General features: G+C 61.5%; 13 protein-coding genes. 12 read left to right on the forward strand and 1 reads right to left on the reverse strand.

Annotated features, from left to right (window positions below):
• Positions 1 to 343 precede the first annotated feature (343 nt).
• The 12 genes from gatC (at position 344) to HGSM_RS04595 (ending at position 15,516) form a co-directional block, all read left to right on the forward strand.
• Entirely contained in the window at positions 344 to 640 is a 297-nt protein-coding gene (gatC, locus tag HGSM_RS04540) for an Asp-tRNA(Asn)/Glu-tRNA(Gln) amidotransferase subunit GatC (protein ID WP_019147560.1), read from the forward strand.
• 2 nt (positions 641 to 642) lie between these two features.
• The gene (gene gatA / locus HGSM_RS04545; protein WP_019147561.1) at positions 643 to 2,154 is read left to right on the forward strand and encodes an Asp-tRNA(Asn)/Glu-tRNA(Gln) amidotransferase subunit GatA; all 1,512 of its coding nucleotides are present in this window, start codon (positions 643 to 645) and stop codon (positions 2,152 to 2,154) included.
• Entirely contained in the window at positions 2,154 to 3,662 is a 1,509-nt protein-coding gene (gene gatB, locus HGSM_RS04550) for an Asp-tRNA(Asn)/Glu-tRNA(Gln) amidotransferase subunit GatB (RefSeq protein WP_019147562.1), read from the forward strand. Before gatA ends, gatB begins: the two co-directional genes overlap by 1 nt.
• 1 nt (position 3,663) lies before the next feature.
• Positions 3,664 to 4,254: a GNAT family N-acetyltransferase gene (locus HGSM_RS04555; protein WP_019147563.1), complete on the forward strand. Its 591-nt coding sequence runs from the start codon at positions 3,664 to 3,666 to the stop codon at positions 4,252 to 4,254.
• Positions 4,255 to 4,826: 572 nt separating this feature from the next.
• Positions 4,827 to 6,674 carry an acetolactate synthase large subunit gene (locus HGSM_RS04560; RefSeq protein ID WP_019147564.1) on the forward strand — a complete coding sequence of 616 codons (1,848 nt, stop codon included), beginning with the start codon at positions 4,827 to 4,829 and terminating at the stop codon, positions 6,672 to 6,674.
• A gap of 16 nt (positions 6,675 to 6,690) precedes the next feature.
• Entirely contained in the window at positions 6,691 to 7,215 is a 525-nt protein-coding gene (gene ilvN, locus HGSM_RS04565) for an acetolactate synthase small subunit (RefSeq protein ID WP_019147565.1), read from the forward strand.
• Between the two features lie 50 nt (positions 7,216 to 7,265).
• Positions 7,266 to 8,303, forward strand: coding sequence for a ketol-acid reductoisomerase (gene ilvC / locus HGSM_RS04570; RefSeq protein ID WP_019147566.1), 1,038 nt, complete (start codon positions 7,266 to 7,268; stop codon positions 8,301 to 8,303).
• A gap of 622 nt (positions 8,304 to 8,925) precedes the next feature.
• Complete coding sequence (locus tag HGSM_RS04575; RefSeq protein WP_019147567.1) at positions 8,926 to 9,831, forward strand: phosphotransferase; 906 nt, start codon at positions 8,926 to 8,928, stop codon at positions 9,829 to 9,831.
• Positions 9,832 to 9,914: 83 nt separating this feature from the next.
• Positions 9,915 to 10,958 (forward strand): 3-isopropylmalate dehydrogenase, encoded by a 1,044-nt coding sequence (locus HGSM_RS04580; RefSeq protein ID WP_019147568.1) that lies wholly within the window; start codon positions 9,915 to 9,917, stop codon positions 10,956 to 10,958.
• 130 nt (positions 10,959 to 11,088) lie between these two features.
• On the forward strand, positions 11,089 to 12,216 hold the full coding sequence (locus HGSM_RS04585; RefSeq protein WP_019147569.1) for a branched-chain amino acid aminotransferase: 1,128 nt from the start codon (positions 11,089 to 11,091) through the stop codon (positions 12,214 to 12,216).
• A 481-nt stretch (positions 12,217 to 12,697) separates the two neighbouring features.
• Complete coding sequence (gene cimA / locus HGSM_RS04590) at positions 12,698 to 14,284, forward strand: citramalate synthase (protein WP_019147570.1); 1,587 nt, start codon at positions 12,698 to 12,700, stop codon at positions 14,282 to 14,284.
• 182 nt (positions 14,285 to 14,466) lie between these two features.
• Positions 14,467 to 15,516 carry a lipoate--protein ligase family protein gene (locus HGSM_RS04595; protein WP_019147571.1) on the forward strand — a complete coding sequence of 350 codons (1,050 nt, stop codon included), beginning with the start codon at positions 14,467 to 14,469 and terminating at the stop codon, positions 15,514 to 15,516.
• A 175-nt stretch (positions 15,517 to 15,691) separates the two neighbouring features.
• Here the strand turns inward: HGSM_RS04595 and HGSM_RS04600 are convergent, their stop codons facing one another.
• Complete coding sequence (locus tag HGSM_RS04600) at positions 15,692 to 16,582, reverse strand: hypothetical protein (protein ID WP_019147572.1); 891 nt, start codon at positions 16,580 to 16,582, stop codon at positions 15,692 to 15,694.
• Between the last annotated feature and the right edge of the window lie 84 nt (positions 16,583 to 16,666).

Genomic DNA, 16,666 nt, shown 5'->3' on the forward strand with positions numbered 1-16,666 from the left:
GTTTGTGTGTGGCGTCTACTATGTGGTTCGTTGTGTGTTGAGGGTATCGCGTGGGGGTGCCCTTTCGTGTTTCTTGTGCGTCTACTATCGTGTTCTTGTTGCTTGTGTGAGGGTATCCCGTGTGGGTGCCCTCTTTTTTTATGCCCACACACGGGAGAGGGGGCTCAGGAATACTCTCGATCCACAAAAGAGGGGGGCGGAGTGGGTTGGGGCTGGGTCAGCGGAAGGTAAGGGCCGGGGAAGGGTGCCCAAAGCTTAGTTCCCATAGCCAACTCCCGAAATAGGGCTGTTTCTAACACACATCCGCCCCTAACCACCTTGCGCGAGCAACTAGAATGGATGCATGTCCACAATTTCCCGTGATGAGGTCGCGCGCGTTGCTGCTCTGGCACGCATCGAGTTGCGTCCAGAAGAACTAGACCGCCTTGTTGGCGAGCTGGATGTCATCGTGCAGTCGGTAGCTCAGGTTACCGAGATCGTTGGCCCAGACACCCCAGCAACGAGCCACCCAATTCCGCTCTCGAATGTGTTCCGCCCGGATGTTCCTGTAGCGCCTACGAACCGTGACAAGGTACTTGCTTCCGCTCCCGCGAGCGAAGACGGCAAGTTCCTCGTGCCTCAGATCCTGGGAGAGGAGTGAACATGACTGACATCATCAAGCTTTCTGCAGCACAGCTCGCCGAGAAGCTTCGCGCCGGCGAGCTGACCTCTGTCGAGGTCACGCAGGCCTACCTGGACCGTATCGCGGCCGTTGACGAGACGATCAACTCGTTCATCGTTGTCACCGCTGAGGATGCACTAGCTACCGCCGCCGAGGTCGACAAGCTCCGCGCTGAAGGCGCCGATCTGCACCCACTCGCCGGTGTACCAATCGCGGTCAAGGACGTCGTTGTAACGGACGGCGTTCAGACCACAGCGGGCTCTAAAATGCTCGAGGGCTGGATCCCTCCATACGACGCAACGCTCGTGGAGAAGATTAAGGAAGCTAAGCTTCCAATCCTCGGCAAGACCAACATGGACGAGTTCGCCATGGGTTCGTCCACCGAGCACTCTGCATACGGCAAGACCCTGAACCCTTGGGACATTGAACGTATTCCAGGTGGTTCAGGTGGTGGCTCTGCTGCTGCTCTGGCTGCATTCGAGGCTCCACTTGCCATTGGTACCGACACCGGTGGTTCGATCCGTCAGCCAGGTGCCGTCACGGGCACCGTCGGCGTAAAGCCAACCTACGGTTCGATCTCGCGCTACGGCCTAATCGCCATGGCTTCCTCACTTGACCAGGCTGGTCCTGTTACCCGTACCGTCATGGACTCGGCGCTTCTGCACGAGCTCATCGGTGGCCACGACCCTAAGGACTCCACTTCACTTCCAGAGCCTCAGACTGGCTACGTTGCCGCGGCTGAAGAGGGCCTTAAGCGTGACCTGACCGGCGTTCGCGTTGGAATCGTTAAGGAGCTCTCCGGTGAGGGTTACCAGGAGGGCGTTACCGCTCGCTTCAACGAGTCGGTTGAGTTGCTGCGCGAGATGGGCGCCGAGATCGTTGAGGTCTCCTGCCCAAGCTTTAAGCACGCACTCGCTGCGTACTACCTGATCATGCCCGCTGAGGCGTCCTCGAACCTCGCTAAGTTCGATGGCATGCGCTTTGGCCTGCGTGTTGAGCCTTCCGAGGGTCCGGTCACCGCTGAGCGCGTGATGGCTGCGACCCGTGGTGCGGGCTTCGGTGACGAGGTCAAGCGCCGCATCATCATTGGTACCTACGCGCTGTCGTCGGGTTACTACGACGCTTACTACGGCTCCGCGCAGAAGGTTCGTACGCTCATTCAGCGCGACTTCACCGCGGCATTCGAGCAGGCCGACGTCCTGATCTCCCCAACCGCGCCAACCACCGCGTTCAAGTTCGGTGAGAAGCTCGACGATCCAATCGCCATGTACCTCAACGACGTCGCGACCATTCCTTCGAACCTCGCTGGTGTTCCGGGCATGTCGCTTCCTGCAGGTCTGTCTGATGACGGTATGCCTGTTGGTTTCCAGGTGCTCGCACCGATCCGTGAGGACGCTCGCATGTACCGCATCGGTGCTGCACTCGAAGCAGCCCTCGAAGAGAAGTGGGGCGGACCGCTCCTTTCCAAGGCACCTGAACTGGAGGCCAAGTAATGAGCACCACGTACGTTGATCTCGTTGACTTCGACGAGGCTGTAGCCAAGTACGACCCGGTTATCGGTATCGAGGTTCACGTTGAGCTTGGTACCAAGACCAAGATGTTCTGCGCGGCAGAGGTCGAGTTTGGTGGCGAGCCAAACACTCAGGTAACCCCGGTTTCACTCGGGCTTCCTGGTGCTCTTCCGGTAGTGAACGGCACCGCCGTTGAGTACGCGATCAAGATCGGCCTGGCGCTCAACTGCCAGATCGCTGAGTCTTGCCGCTTTGCTCGCAAGAACTACTTCTACCCAGACGTGCCCAAGAACTTCCAGACTTCGCAGTACGACGAGCCGATCGCCTATGACGGTTACCTCGACGTGGAGCTCGAGGACGGCACCATCTTCCGCGTGGACATCGAGCGTGCCCACATGGAAGAGGACGCTGGTAAGAACACCCACGTGGGTGGCGCTACCGGTCGTATTCAGGGCGCCGAGTACTCGCTCATCGACTACAACCGTGCGGGCATCCCGCTGGTTGAAATCGTGACCCGCCCAATCACGGGTGCGGGGGAGCGTGCACCTGAAGTTGCTCGCGCCTACGTTCAGGCTCTGCGCGATATCTTCCGTGCGCTTGAGGTTTCCGAGGCACGCATGGAGCGCGGAAACGTCCGTGCGGACGTCAACCTGTCGCTGCGTGCGAACCCAGAGGCTCCTCTGGGTACCCGTACCGAGACCAAGAACGTCAACTCCTTCCGTTCGATCGAGCGTGCAGTGCGCTACGAGGTTGAGCGTCAGGCTGCAATCTTGGACGCCGGCGAAAAGGTCATCCAGGAAACCCGTCACTGGCACGAGGACAACAACACGACCTCTTCTGGCCGCGAAAAGTCCGACGCTGAGGACTACCGCTACTTCCCTGAACCGGACCTCGTCCCAGTGCAGCCAAGCCGCGAGTGGGTCGAAGAGATCCGTGCGAGCCTCCCTGAGCTGCCTGCCGTGAAGCGCCGTCGCCTAATTGGCGAGTGGGGCTACACCGACGTAGAAATGCGTGACGTCATCAACGCTGGTGCCCTCGAACTCATCGAGGAGACCGTAGCCGCAGGCACGAGCCCAGCCGCTTCCCGTAAGTGGTGGATGGGTGAACTTGCTCGTAGCGCCAAGGACCAGGAAATCGAGCTGTCGGAGGTCTCCGTGACACCTGCGCAGATCGCGGAGCTCCAGTCCCTGATCGAGTCCAAGCGCATCAACGACAAGATTGCTCGCCAGGTCCTCGAGGCCGTTGTGGCTGGTGAGGGTAACCCTGAGCAGATCGTTGTGGCTAAGGGCCTCGAAATCGTCTCCGACGACGGGGCGCTCCTTACCGTCATCGACGAAACTCTCGCAGCTCAGCCTGACATCGTGGAGAAGGTCAAGTCCGGAAACCTTGGCCCTATCGGTGCGATTATCGGTGCGGTCATGAAGGCTACCAAGGGCCAGGCCGACGCAGGTCGCGTCCGCGAACTCGTTCTCGAGCGCATCGGAGCCTGACATGACCCGAGGTCCCGAGCTAATCGGTGAGCTTGTCCGGTTGCGTCCCGTCGAGGCCCGCGATGCGGACCGCCTGTGGGAGTCGCTCCAGGACGAGGAGGGCATTCGGCTGACGGGTACAACCCGGAAGTTCGAGCGCGAGGAAGTCGACGAGTGGACACGGACGATTTCTGATCGTGAGGGTCGCTATGACTTCACGATGACCTCGCTCATCCGTACGGTGAGTGGCGAGGAAGCCGATGACATGATCGGCGAGATCGTCATCAATGACATTGATCCGGCCACGCGCAGCGCCAACGTGCGCCTGCAGTCGCTTCCGCAGTATCGCGGTCGTGGATACGGGCGCGAGGCAATCTCGCTGGTTCTCGGCTTCGTGTTTGCGCCGGCTCCGCAGGGCCTCGGCCTTCACCGGCTCTCGCTTGATGTCCTGAGCATCAACCCGCGTGCGCGCATGCTCTATGAGTCGCTCGGGTTTGTGCAGGAGGGCGTCCTGCGTGACGCGGCCCTCGACGGTGATCAGTTCTGCGACGTCATTATGATGTCGCTGTTGGATCACGAGTATGAGGCGCTGCAGCGCGGCGAGCTCGACTAGTAGTTCAGGGTGGGGTGCGTGTTCCGTAGGAACACGCACCCCACCTTTTTACGTACGGCCAGTGACTGCACGCCATTCTGATTTTCGACGATCGTGCCCACGTCCCAGCGCATTGCTGCGCTGGGTGGGGCCTGCGCTGGTGTGGCGTTCGTACGAACGGCGTTTCGTGAGGTGGGGCGGATGGTGGGCACGATCGTCGTGAAGCAGTACAACCGTCCACGTAGCGAACGCGAGTATCAAATAATGAGACTCTCGGCCCGGAGTGTGACAACGGGCATGGCGGGGGCGTAGTCTGCTTTCATGCGTTACACAATTCTTCTAGTCGTTATCTAGCGCGTTGGCCAAGCTAACCCGTTAAGTCTTGTCAACGCGCGCACCCTCCCAGACACCAGACCGGTGTGGAGGGTTTTTTCATGTCACGAGTAAAGCGGCGTGAAGGTTTCTAGCTCACAAGGCACAAGGAACAACCAGCATTGCCCGCCTGAGGTGTACGCCAAAGGCACACGATGTCCCGACGAGCACAACCTGCCTGCCCGGTAACTCCACGAACGCAAGAGAAACAGGAGATCCAGATGGCCCAGGGCGATAAGGCTGCGGCGAAGCCGCACGCACCCAAGCCTGCTCCCACTCCAGCCGCACTCGCGCGCCCGAACTCAGGTTCAACGGTGTCCGAGAGGTGCCTAGGCTCGGAGTCGATTGTTCGGTCCCTTGAAGAGGTCGGAGTCGATACCGTCTTCGGTATCCCAGGTGGGGCGATTCTTCCCACGTACGACCCACTCATGGACTCGAAGAAGGTCCGGCACATCCTCGTGCGCCACGAACAGGGCGGCGGACACGCAGCAGCTGGCTATGCACACGCAACCGGCAAGGTCGGCGTCACCATGGCGACCTCCGGTCCCGGAGCAACCAACCTCGTCACACCGATTGCTGACGCGAACATGGACTCGATTCCACTGGTCGCGATCACCGGTCAGGTGGGCGCACCACTCATCGGTACGGATGCGTTCCAAGAGGCTGACATTGTTGGCATCACGCTTCCGATCACCAAGCACAACTTCCTCGTGACCAACGCGGACGACATCCCCCGCACGATCGCGGAGGCGTTCCACATTGCGAAGTCCGGCCGTCCGGGCCCGGTCCTCGTGGACATCGCGAAGTCCGCGATGCAGACGGAAACAACGTTCACCTGGCCGCAGGAAATCAACCTGGCAGGCTATCACCCGGTGACCAAGCCACACTCCAAGCAGATCCGAGAGGCCGCGCGACTCCTCGCTTCGGCGAAACGTCCGGTGCTGTACGTGGGGGGTGGAGTTATCCGCTCAGGGGCTTCCGAGCAGCTGCGCAAGCTTGTGGACCTGTCGGGCGCGGCCGTTGTCACGACCCTGATGGCACGTGGCGCGCTGCCTGACTCGCACCCGCAGCACCTGGGCATGCCAGGCATGCACGGAAGCGTTCCTGCAGTGGCAGGGCTCCAGAAGGCAGACCTGATCGTTGCTCTGGGCGCGCGCTTTGACGACCGCGTGACCGGAAAGCTGGACTCGTTCGCGCCTCTGGCCACGATCGTCCACGCTGACATCGACCCAGCTGAGATCGGCAAGAACCGCGACGTCGACGTCCCGATCGTGGGTGACCTTAAAGAGGTCATCGCCGAGCTCATCCCGGAGCTCGCGGCAGAGCACGAGAAGAACGGCAAGCCGGACATCGAGGGCTGGTGGAACCAGATCAACTCGTGGCGCGAGACCTATCCTCTTGGTTACTCGGAGACCAACGATGGCCTGCTCGCACCGCAGCACGTGCTGACCCGACTCTCGGAGATCTCCGGACCAGACAGCATCTACGTTGCGGGCGTTGGCCAGCACCAGATGTGGGCGGCGCAGTTCATCAAGTACGAGCGCCCTAACACTTGGATCAACTCCGGTGGTCTGGGAACAATGGGCTTCTCCATTCCTGCTGCAATGGGTGCCAAGGTCGGACAGCCAGACCGCACGGTCTGGGCGATCGACGGTGACGGCTGCTTCCAGATGACCAACCAAGAGCTAGCAACCTGCACGATCAATGACATCCCCATCAAGGTTGCCCTGATCAACAACTCGTCCTTGGGTATGGTCCGCCAGTGGCAGACCCTGTTCTACAACGAGCGCTACTCCAACACCGACCTCCACACTGGTGCGGGCTCGCGCCGCGTGCCTGACTTTGTGAAACTCGCAGACGCCTACGGCTGCGTGGGAATCCGAGTCGAACACATGAGCGAGGTCGATGAGGCAATCAAGCGTGCGGAAGAGATCAATGACGTTCCAGTCCTGATCGACTTCAACGTGTCACGCAACTCGATGGTGTGGCCGATGGTTGCATCCGGCGTATCGAACGACGACATCCAGTACGCGCGCGGCATCTCGCCCGCGTGGGACCGTGAAGACTGAGAGAGGAAACCTAAAAATGACACGACACACTCTCTCCGTCCTTGTTGAAAACAAGCCGGGCGTACTGACCCGAATCGCCGGCCTCTTTGCACGCCGCGCGTTCAACATTCACTCACTCGCTGTGGGGCCAACCGAGGTCGACGAACTGTCACGCGTGACGGTGGTTGTGGACGTGGACGAGCTCCCACTCGAACAGGTGACCAAGCAGCTCAACAAGCTCATCAACGTCATCAAGATCGTAGAGCTCGAGCCCTCCTCGGCCGTTCAGCGTGAACTCATGCTGGTGAAGGTGAAGGCTGATCCTTCCACCCGTTCCGGCGTGATCGAGGTTGTCCAGCTGTTCCGTGCACACGTTGTGGACGTCGTTCCAGATGCCGTCACGATCGAGGCCGTAGGCAGCCCTGAGAAGCTCGCCGCGCTGCTCGGTGCGCTTGAGCCGTATGGCATCCGCGAGATCGTGAAGTCGGGAACGGTGGCGATTAGCCGTGGCGCACGATCAATGACTGACCGCGCTTTGGAACGTTCCACGCGCAATAACTAAGCCCTTTAGACTTACTTCCAAACACCACTTACCAATAAGGAGACATTCCGGTGGCTGAGCTCTTTTACGACGACGACGCAGACCTGTCGATCATCCAGAACAAGAAGGTTGCCGTTATCGGCTACGGATCCCAGGGTCACGCACACGCGCTGAACCTCCGTGACTCGGGCGTTGACGTCCGCGTTGGCCTTCGTGCAGGTTCCGCATCCGCCGCCAAGGCTGAGAACCAGGGCCTCAAGGTCCTCCCAGTCGGCGAGGCAGTTGCTGAGGCTGACGTAGTCGTCATCCTGACCCCAGACCAGGTCCAGCGCACGGTGTACGCCGAGGAGATCGCTCCTAACCTGCAGGAAGGCGCTGCCCTCCTGTTCGGTCACGGCTTCAACATCCGCTACGGCTACATCAAGCCTGAGGCTGGCCACGACATCATCATGGTTGCCCCTAAGGGCCCAGGTCACCTCGTGCGCCGCGAGTACATCGACGGCCGTGGTGTTCCAGTCATCGTTGCTGTTGAGCAGGACGCTTCGGGTGCAGCTTGGGACCTTGCCCTCTCGTACGGCAAGGCAATCGGTGGCCTCCGCGCCGCTGGCATCAAGACCACCTTCACCGAAGAGACCGAGACCGACCTGTTCGGTGAGCAGGCTGTTCTGTGCGGTGGCGCATCGCAACTCGTTCAGTACGGCTTCGAGGTTCTCACCGAGGCTGGCTACCAGCCACAGGTTGCATACTTCGAGGTTCTCCACGAGCTCAAGCTCATCGTTGACCTCATGTGGGAGGGCGGCATCGCCAAGCAGCGTTGGTCGGTTTCCGACACCGCTGAGTACGGCGACTACGTCTCCGGCCCACGCGTCATCACCCCTGAGGTTAAGGAGAACATGAAGGCCGTTCTCGCTGACATCCAGAACGGTGCGTTTGCTGAGCGCTTCATCAAGGACCAGGAGGCTGGCGCCCCTGAGTTCAAGGAGCTGCGTGCGAAGGGTGAGGCTCACCCAATCGAGGCAACCGGCCGCGAACTCCGCAAGCTGTTTGCGTGGAGTAAGCGTGATGGCGACAACACCTCCGATTACGTCGAGGGTTCGGTGGCTCGCTGATCGAAAGTAGGAACTCTGCGAAGCAAGTTCCTGCTGTAGAGCAGCGAGAAGGCGAACCCGAGCAATGGGCACCGTGGGTTCCGTCGCACGTTGATCGTAGGTATTGGCGCAGCGTAGCAAGCCGATGCCGTAGAGCAACGGTAGACGTGAACCCGAGCAATGGGCACCGTGGGTTCCGTCGCACGCTGACGTAGCCCCAGGCTGTTAGCACACTGGGTTGCGTTGCACGCTGACTCCAGCCAGCAGCATCATCAAGCTAGTCCGAAGGCCCGTCCCAACTTTCGTTGGGGCGGGCCTTCGTCATGCTGAGTTCCTCTGCTTGCCCAACCCATAGAGCCCCACCCGCCTTTGCCGAGATTGCACCTGGGGGTACGAGATGTCCCGGCCGCCGGGACATCTCGTACCCCCAGGTGCAATCTCGGCGGGGATGGGGCGAGTCTGGCGGGAATGGTGGGAGCCCGGCGGGGTTGGGGTGAGCATGGCGGGGTTGGGGTGAGCATGGCGGGGATGGGGTGAGCGTGGTCCCGCAGGGCCGACGGCGCCTGTGGCGCAGGGACCGGCGCGCGCCCTGAGAACCGGATATATCGTCGAGAAGTTGGGCGTGGGCAACTAGTCTTGCGAGATGGCCAGACTTGAAAAGAACCAGATTCCCGACGATATTCTTGCGTTCGCGCAAGAACACCTGGGCGCGCCGGTGGTCGAGTTTGCAAACCAAGCTGGCGGTTTCTCGCAGGGGGCGGCGGCGCGTATTCGCAGCGCACAGGGATCGCGTGCGTTCTTGAAGGCGGTGCCGAGGGAAGGCTTTGAGGGGACCTACTCGCTCTATGAGCGGGAGCGCAACATTCTGGCAGCGCTGCCAGAAGGCATTCGTGTTCCTAGGCTGATTGCTGCGTACGAAGCGCACGGCTGGATCGCGTTGCTGATCGAGGATGTGGAGGGGCGCCACCCGGAGACACGGGAGGAGATGCTGGCGGTGTTGGACTCGTTGCTGACGTTGCCTACGGCGGACGCCGTTCCCGGCATTCCTGACGCAGCCGCAGACTTGGAGCGGCCGTTCGCCCTGTGGTTGGAGGTCGATGGGTCGTTCCCAGCGCTTACGCCATGGGCGCGACGCAACCAATCCATGCTTCGTGAGACCGCCATGCGGGCACTCGATGCCGTGCGGGGAAGCGATCTCGTGCATAGTGACTTGCGGCCTGACAACGTTCTTGTGGACTCGGACGGAGTTGCGTGGCTGGTGGACTGGCCGTGGGCGTCACGAGGAGCGGTTTGGTACGACGCACTGCTGTTTGTGCTGGACTGTTCCATGAATATGGAAGGCATCGATCGTGATGCGGTAATTGCGGAGCATTCTGTCTTTCACGGCGTAGACGCGCGCAAGATCAACGCGGTACTCGCTGGATTTGCCGGGTACTACGTGTACTCCGCGCAGCAGCCAGCGCTCGAGGTGCCGCAGTCGCTTCGCGAACTGCAGTTCAGGTACGCGAGGGAGATCCTAGGGTGGCTCGAACAGCGTCTTGCCATCTAACAGAGCTGCCACATCGTCAGAACGGATGACCAGAATGCGATACGCCAGTCCCGAGTCGTGGACAGTGGTCGTAAGATGCTTGCATGACGAAGAACATCGATCTTGCAGTGATCGCAGGCGACGGAATTGGCATTGAGGTTGTGGAGCAGGGCCTGAAGGTTCTGGAATCCGCACTTGCTAAGTCCGATGTAACGCTTGGGACCACGGACTACAACCTTGGCGCAAAGCGCTGGCACGAGACCGGAGAGACCCTCACCGACGAGGATCTCGCAGCGATCCGTGCACACGACGCCATTTTGCTCGGCGCAATTGGTGACCCCACGGTCCCATCAGGCGTCCTCGAGCGTGGACTCCTACTCAAGCTCCGCTTCAGCCTCGACCACTACGTGAACCTCCGCCCAGGAAAGCTCTACCAGGGCGTGAAATCCCCACTCGCAGACCCAGGCGAGATCGACTTCGTGGTTGTCCGTGAGGGAACCGAAGGTCCATACGTGGGCAACGGTGGCTCGATCCGTACGGGAACCCCACACGAGGTCGCCAACGAGGTCTCCGTCAACACCGCCTTCGGTGTTGAGCGTGTGGTTCGGGACGCGTTCTCCCGCGCAGCAGCACGTGAGCGCAAGCACCTGACCCTCGTGCACAAGCACAACGTGCTCGTCCACGCCGGACACTTGTGGCGCCGCACTGTGGAACGCCTCAACGAGGAGTTCCCAGAGGTCACCACTGACTACCTGCACGTAGATGCGGCAACCATCTTCTTGACAACGAACCCATCGCGTTTCGATGTCATCGTTACCGACAACCTGTTCGGTGACATTCTGACTGACCAAGCCGCCGCAATCACCGGTGGTATTGGCCTGGCGGCGTCGGCCAACATCAACCCCGACCGCACCGCACCGTCCATGTTTGAGCCAGTGCACGGTTCCGCACCAGACATTGCGGGCCAGGGCAAGGCGGACCCAACGGCAACGGTCCTTTCCGTTGCGATGCTCCTCGACCACCTTGGTTACAAGGATGAATCGAAGACCGTTGAGGCTGCTGTAGCTGCTGACCTCGTTGAGCGCGGCACCACGGTTCGTTCCACGGCCGAGGTTGGAGAGGACATCGCGGCTCGCGTTCGCGGCTGATCGATTCCCCAACGAACTCAAGGCCGCGCACTCGGCTTCTATAATGAGATCACTGTGCACCGCTGCCGTCTCCCATACACTGGGAGGCGGCAGTGGTGAATCCAGAGGTCGCCAGGTGAAAGGCCCACACATGAGCTCCCAGCTCGAAACTCTTAACTCCTCAATTGATGAGGTTGCTGCGCTCTTTGACGTGCAGCTCAACGATGCCCCCGCTCCAGTAGAAGAGCGCGAGGCGTTGAAGGCCGCTCCGAAGTTCGGAACTGTCTTCTCCGACCACATGGCCAGGGTTACCTGGAAGGACGGCGAGGGCTGGACCGCCCGCCGCGTGGAAAAGTACGGTCCGCTTCAGCTCGATCCCGCAGCAGCTGTCCTGCACTACGGTCAGGAAATCTTTGAGGGTCTCAAGGCGTACCGCCACGCCGATGGCTCGGTGTGGTCCTTCCGCCCGGAAGAGAACGCAAGGCGTTACATCCGCTCCGCACGCCGTCTAGCGCTCCCTGAACTCAGTGTGGATGACTTCATCGGTTCCATCGCGGCGCTCGTGCGCACCGACATTGAGTGGATCCCCACCGGTGACGAGGCTGCGCTCTACCTGCGTCCATTCATGATCGCCACCGAGGCGTTCCTCGGTGTGCGACCTGCACTCGAGGCCGAACACCTCGTCATTGCCTCGCCTGTTGGCCCGTACTTCTCCGGCGGTGTGCACCCCGTGAACATCTGGATCTCCCAGGACTACGCCCGCGCGAGCCGCGGCGGAACCGGTGAGGCCAAGTGCGGCGGCAACTATGCTGCTTCGCTCCTGCCGCAGATTCAGGCGGCCCGCGAGGGCTTCGATCAGGTGTGCTTCCTCGACGGTCAGGCTGACCCCGCCATCGAGGAACTCGGCGGCATGAACGTGTTCTTTGTGAAGGCAAACGGGGACATCGTGACCCCTGCCTTGTCCGGTTCAATCCTGCGCGGTGTTACCCGTTCCTCGATCCTGCAGCTCATCAAGGACCGCGACATCAACGTCACGGAGGAGCACATCACGCTCGCGAGCCTCAAGGCGATGCTCGAGTCCGGCGAGATCGCCGAGGCGTTCGCCTGCGGCACCGCGGCAGTCATCACCCCGATCGGACGCCTTGCTGACCACGACTTCGACGTCACGATCAACGGTGGCGAGCCAGGCAAGACCACGATGGACATCCGCGAGGAACTCACGGACATCCAGAACGGCCGCCGCCCAGATCGCCACGGCTGGCTGACGCGCCTCGCTTAAATAGGCTGATAATGGGGCTGGGTCGGGAACTTCTGTTCCTGACCCAGCCCCGTCCTATTATTGACGATTCACGCAGCGACCAGCGACACCTTGCGGGTCCGTCTGCTAATTCTGGGCGAGTAGCGCTGGCCAGTGTCTCTGTATCGTCCAACTATGCGAGACACCCGTTGGCCAGAAAGTTGATGTGTGTAAGAATGTGAGGCATGGCACTGTGGCACGTAATTATTATTGATTAGCGCGTATGGACAGCAGCACACCCCGCTGCAACCCAGACGTGCAAACCTCCCTCGCTGTTTTCGGGAGGTTTTTTTGTTGCTACGGTGCGCCACCTCAGCACAAGGCAGCAAGAGGATCATTACGCAGCAGTTTTGTGGGAGCCGCACACAATGCGCCACCCAACGCTAGCTATGACCGCACCACCTCGGCGGATACGAACGGGGGACAATAAAAGTCCCGCACAACTTGGTGAAATGAGAAGGCCGTGAACTTCCACGTTTATGACACAACACTCCGTGACGGAGCGCAGCAGGAAGGTATCAACCTGTCCGTGGCGGACAAGTTGGCTATTGCGCCGCTCCTTGACGAGCTGGGCGTGGGGTTCATTGAGGGCGGCTGGCCCGGCGCAGTGCCAAAGGACACAGACTTCTTTTCACGCGCGGCCCGTGAACTCAACCTGAAGAACGCGGTGCTCGCTGCGTTTGGTGCCACGCGCAAGGTTGGAACCAGGGCGAGCGAGGACAAGCAGGTCCTTGCGCTGCTCAACTCGCAGGCGCCCGTGGTCACGCTCGTGGCCAAGTCTGACATTCGCCACGTGGAACGTGCGCTCAAGACCGACGGTGCGGAAAACCTGGCGATGATCGAGGACACGGTCAAGTTCCTCACCTCCGAGGGGCGCCGTGTATTCATCGACGCAGAGCACTTCTTTGACGGCTTCCGCTACGACCCCGAGTACTCGCGTTCGGCGGTGCTGACCGCGTTCGAGGCCGGCGCAGAGGTGGTGTGCCTGTGCGACACCAACGGGGGAATGCTCCCGCAATGGGTCACCGACATTGTGGCGGACATCCGCGAGGCCACCGGTGGAAACGGCATCCTCGGCATGCACGCCCACAACGACTCGGGTTGCGCGGTCGCCAACACCCTCGCGGCCATCGACGCGGGCTGCGAGCACTTCCAGGGCACAGTCAACGGATATGGCGAGCGCACCGGAAACGTGGACCTCGTGACCACGGTGGCAAACCTAGAACTCAAGTACGGTCGCAAGGTGCTGGCAGGAAACCTCAACGACGCCACGATCATCTCGCACGCAATCTCCGAGCTGACCAACATCTCACCGTTCGCTCGCCAGCCGTACGTGGGTGCGAGCGCGTTTGCGCACAAAGCCGGCCTGCACGCGAGCGCTATCAAGGTGGACGCTGACCTGTACCAGCACACCGACCCAACCCTTGTGGGTAACGACATGCGCATGCTCGTCTCGGACATGGCCGGGCGTGCGTCCATCGAGCTCAAGGGCAAGGAGCTCGGGTTCGACCTCGAGGGTAAGGCGGATGTCCTGACCGCGATCACCATCCGCATCAAGGAGGCCGAGGCGCAGGGTTACACGTACGAGGCAGCGGATGCGTCGTTCGAACTCGTTCTCATGGAAGAGGTCATGGGCGAGCGCCCCGAGTACTTCCAGGTGGAGTCGTGGCGCGCGATCGTCGAGCGCGTGGGCCGCCGCGGGACCGAGGCGCTGGCCGAGGCAACCGTCAAACTGGTGTGTGGCGGGGAACGCCAGATCACCACGGCGGAGGGAAACGGTCCGGTCAACGCCCTGGACCAGGCTCTGCGCCAGGCGCTCGAGCGGGTATACCCGGAGATCGCTAAGTTCGAACTGATCGACTTCAAGGTCCGCATCCTCGACCAGGAGCAGGGCACCGACGCAATCACCCGCGTCCTCATTGAATCCACCGACGGCAAGAGCTCGTGGTCCACCGTGGGCGTCGGCCCCAACATCCTCGAGGCCTCGTGGGAAGCCCTCACGGACTCCGCGATCTACGGCCTGGTACACGCCGGAGTAAAGCCCGTCTAGCCCGTAACGACCTGATTATCGACGATTTCCTCGCCTCCCGTTCCCTCCTCCCAAACCAGCCCCGCTGGGGTGGGGAGGGCTCTGCGGAAGGCGAGGCAATCGTCGTTAATAGGGGCCGTGAAAGCGGCAAAAAGTGACCCAGCCCATACGGTCCGCGGGCTCGCGCGTACTACCCTTGAGGGGTGCGTGCAGAATACAAAGTCCCCGGCGGCAAACTGGTCGCGATTGAACTTGATGTGGCTGATGGCAAGCTTGCGAATGTGGCTATCAGCGGCGATTTCTTCCTTGAGCCGGACACGGCCCTGGACATCCTGAACAAGGCCATTGATGGCCTTCCGGCCGACTCGACGTTCGGCGATATCCGCAAGGCCGTGGAAGAGGCGATCACGGAGGACATGACGCTCCTCGGGTTCGATGCTCGCGCACTCGCCACGGTGACGCGCCGCGCGCTCGGCAAGGCGACCACGTGGGACGACCACACGTTTGACGTCATCCACGACACCCCGGCCCACCCACCGATGCAGGTCGCACTCGACCAGGCACAGTCGGAGGCAGTGGAGGCGGGGGAGCGCGGACCGGTTCTGCGCATCTGGGAATGGGCATCGAACGCGGTTATCATCGGCTCGTTCCAGTCCTACCGCAATGAGGTGGACGAGGAAGCCGCGGAGCGCCACGACGTGACGGTGGTTCGCCGCATCTCAGGTGGTGGCGCGATGTTTGTGGAGCCGGGCAACACCATCACGTACTCGCTCATCGTGCCGGCGTCGCTCGTGGACGGTATGACATTCGAGGAGTCCTACAAGTTCCTGGACCAGTGGGTGCTCGACGCGCTCGCGGACGTGGGCATCAAGGCCGTGTACAAGCCGCTCAACGACATTGCGTCCGAGCAGGGCAAGATCGCTGGGGCCGCACAGAAGCGCCTAGCGGGCGGAACCGTGCTGCACCACGTGACCATGAGCTACGACATAGACGCCGACAAAATGCTTGACGTTCTGCGCATCGGCCGCGAAAAGCTCTCGGACAAGGGCATCAAGTCCGCCAAGAAGCGCGTGGACCCGCTGCGCTCGCAGACGGGCATGACCCGCGAGGCCATCATCGAGGCGTTCCTGGACCACTTCCGTGACCGCTACAAGACCGTTGACTCGGTAGTTTCCGAGGCCGAGCGTCAGCGCGCAGAGGAACTCGTGGAAACCAAGTTCGGCACCGAGGAATGGCTCAAGCGCGTTCCGTAGGGCACATAGACAAGGCAAGGCGAGGGCCCGTCCGATTGGACGGGCCCTCGCCTTGTTGCTCTCGGGGCCTTTGTTACACGGCGGGCCGGGGAGTTGGGTGGCGCCACCGCGGCACTGCCGCAGCACCGCAGCCCTCCCGCGGCGCTGCCGCGTGAAGCTCGGGTGAGTCGCGCAGCTACTCTGCGAGCATTTCCTCGATAGCGGAGCGTGGCTCGATCATGACCACGAAATCCACGCGGGTGCCTTCGAACTGGTCCTCACCCTGCTCAAGGCGTGCGCGGGTCCGGGTTCCTGCGGCTTCCTCGTTCACGGCAACGGTGAGCTGGATGTCGTAGGTGCCGGCGCCCTCTGGGACGACGGCGAGGGTGGCTGGAGCGCTGAGGGACCCGAGGGTCGCGGACACCAGGTGAGCTACGTCGGCCTCGGTCTGTGCGTCGGCGCCGTCCTCACCGAGGATGACGATGTCGGCGCGGAGCGCACCATCGGTCTCGTTCCAGGTAAACACGGCAGGCTCAAGGTCCGCGCGTGGCGCGAGCTTCTCAGTCTGCGCTGGCGCTGCGACGCCCTCTTGCTGCGCGGCTGCCTGCTGCTCGGCGGCAAGCTTCATGGCCTGCCAGATCGAGAGCTTCTCGCCGTTTGGTCCGTACTTGGGGAGCTCTGGCATTGCCGTACTACCGGAGGACGACTTCTCTTCCTTGGCTACGCGTGCAGCCTCAACGGCCTCCGGGTCGGTCTCAACGGAGATCTCCATGGACTTGCCCAGGGACTCGCGCAGGATCTCGATGGTGTGCAGGGGCACTTCGCCCAGAACGGTGGCTCCGGTGTTGACCTCGATCTTCACCTTTGCACCGGTGACTCCGGCAGGGATGGAGTGCCCGAACTCGCCGCGCTGGACTGCTCCGACCGTCGCGATGACGTCGTTGGAGAGCCTGTCGGCGACTTCCGATGGAAGGCCGTTCGAGGCATCAAACGGAATGGAGACCACCACGGCCTGATCATCCTGAGACCAGTACTCGGTGGTTCCCTGTGGGACCTCGGCGGTCTTCTTCTTGCGGAACAACCCCATGGGTGGATCCATCCTTTCGGCGCAGCGGCGAATGCATGCCATCCGTCGCGTGAACTTGAACTCTCGGGCGCGCTGATTGGTTCC

Source organism: Timonella senegalensis JC301, from assembly GCF_000312125.1.
In the GTDB taxonomy this organism is placed as follows: domain Bacteria; phylum Actinomycetota; class Actinomycetes; order Actinomycetales; family Cellulomonadaceae; genus Timonella; species Timonella senegalensis.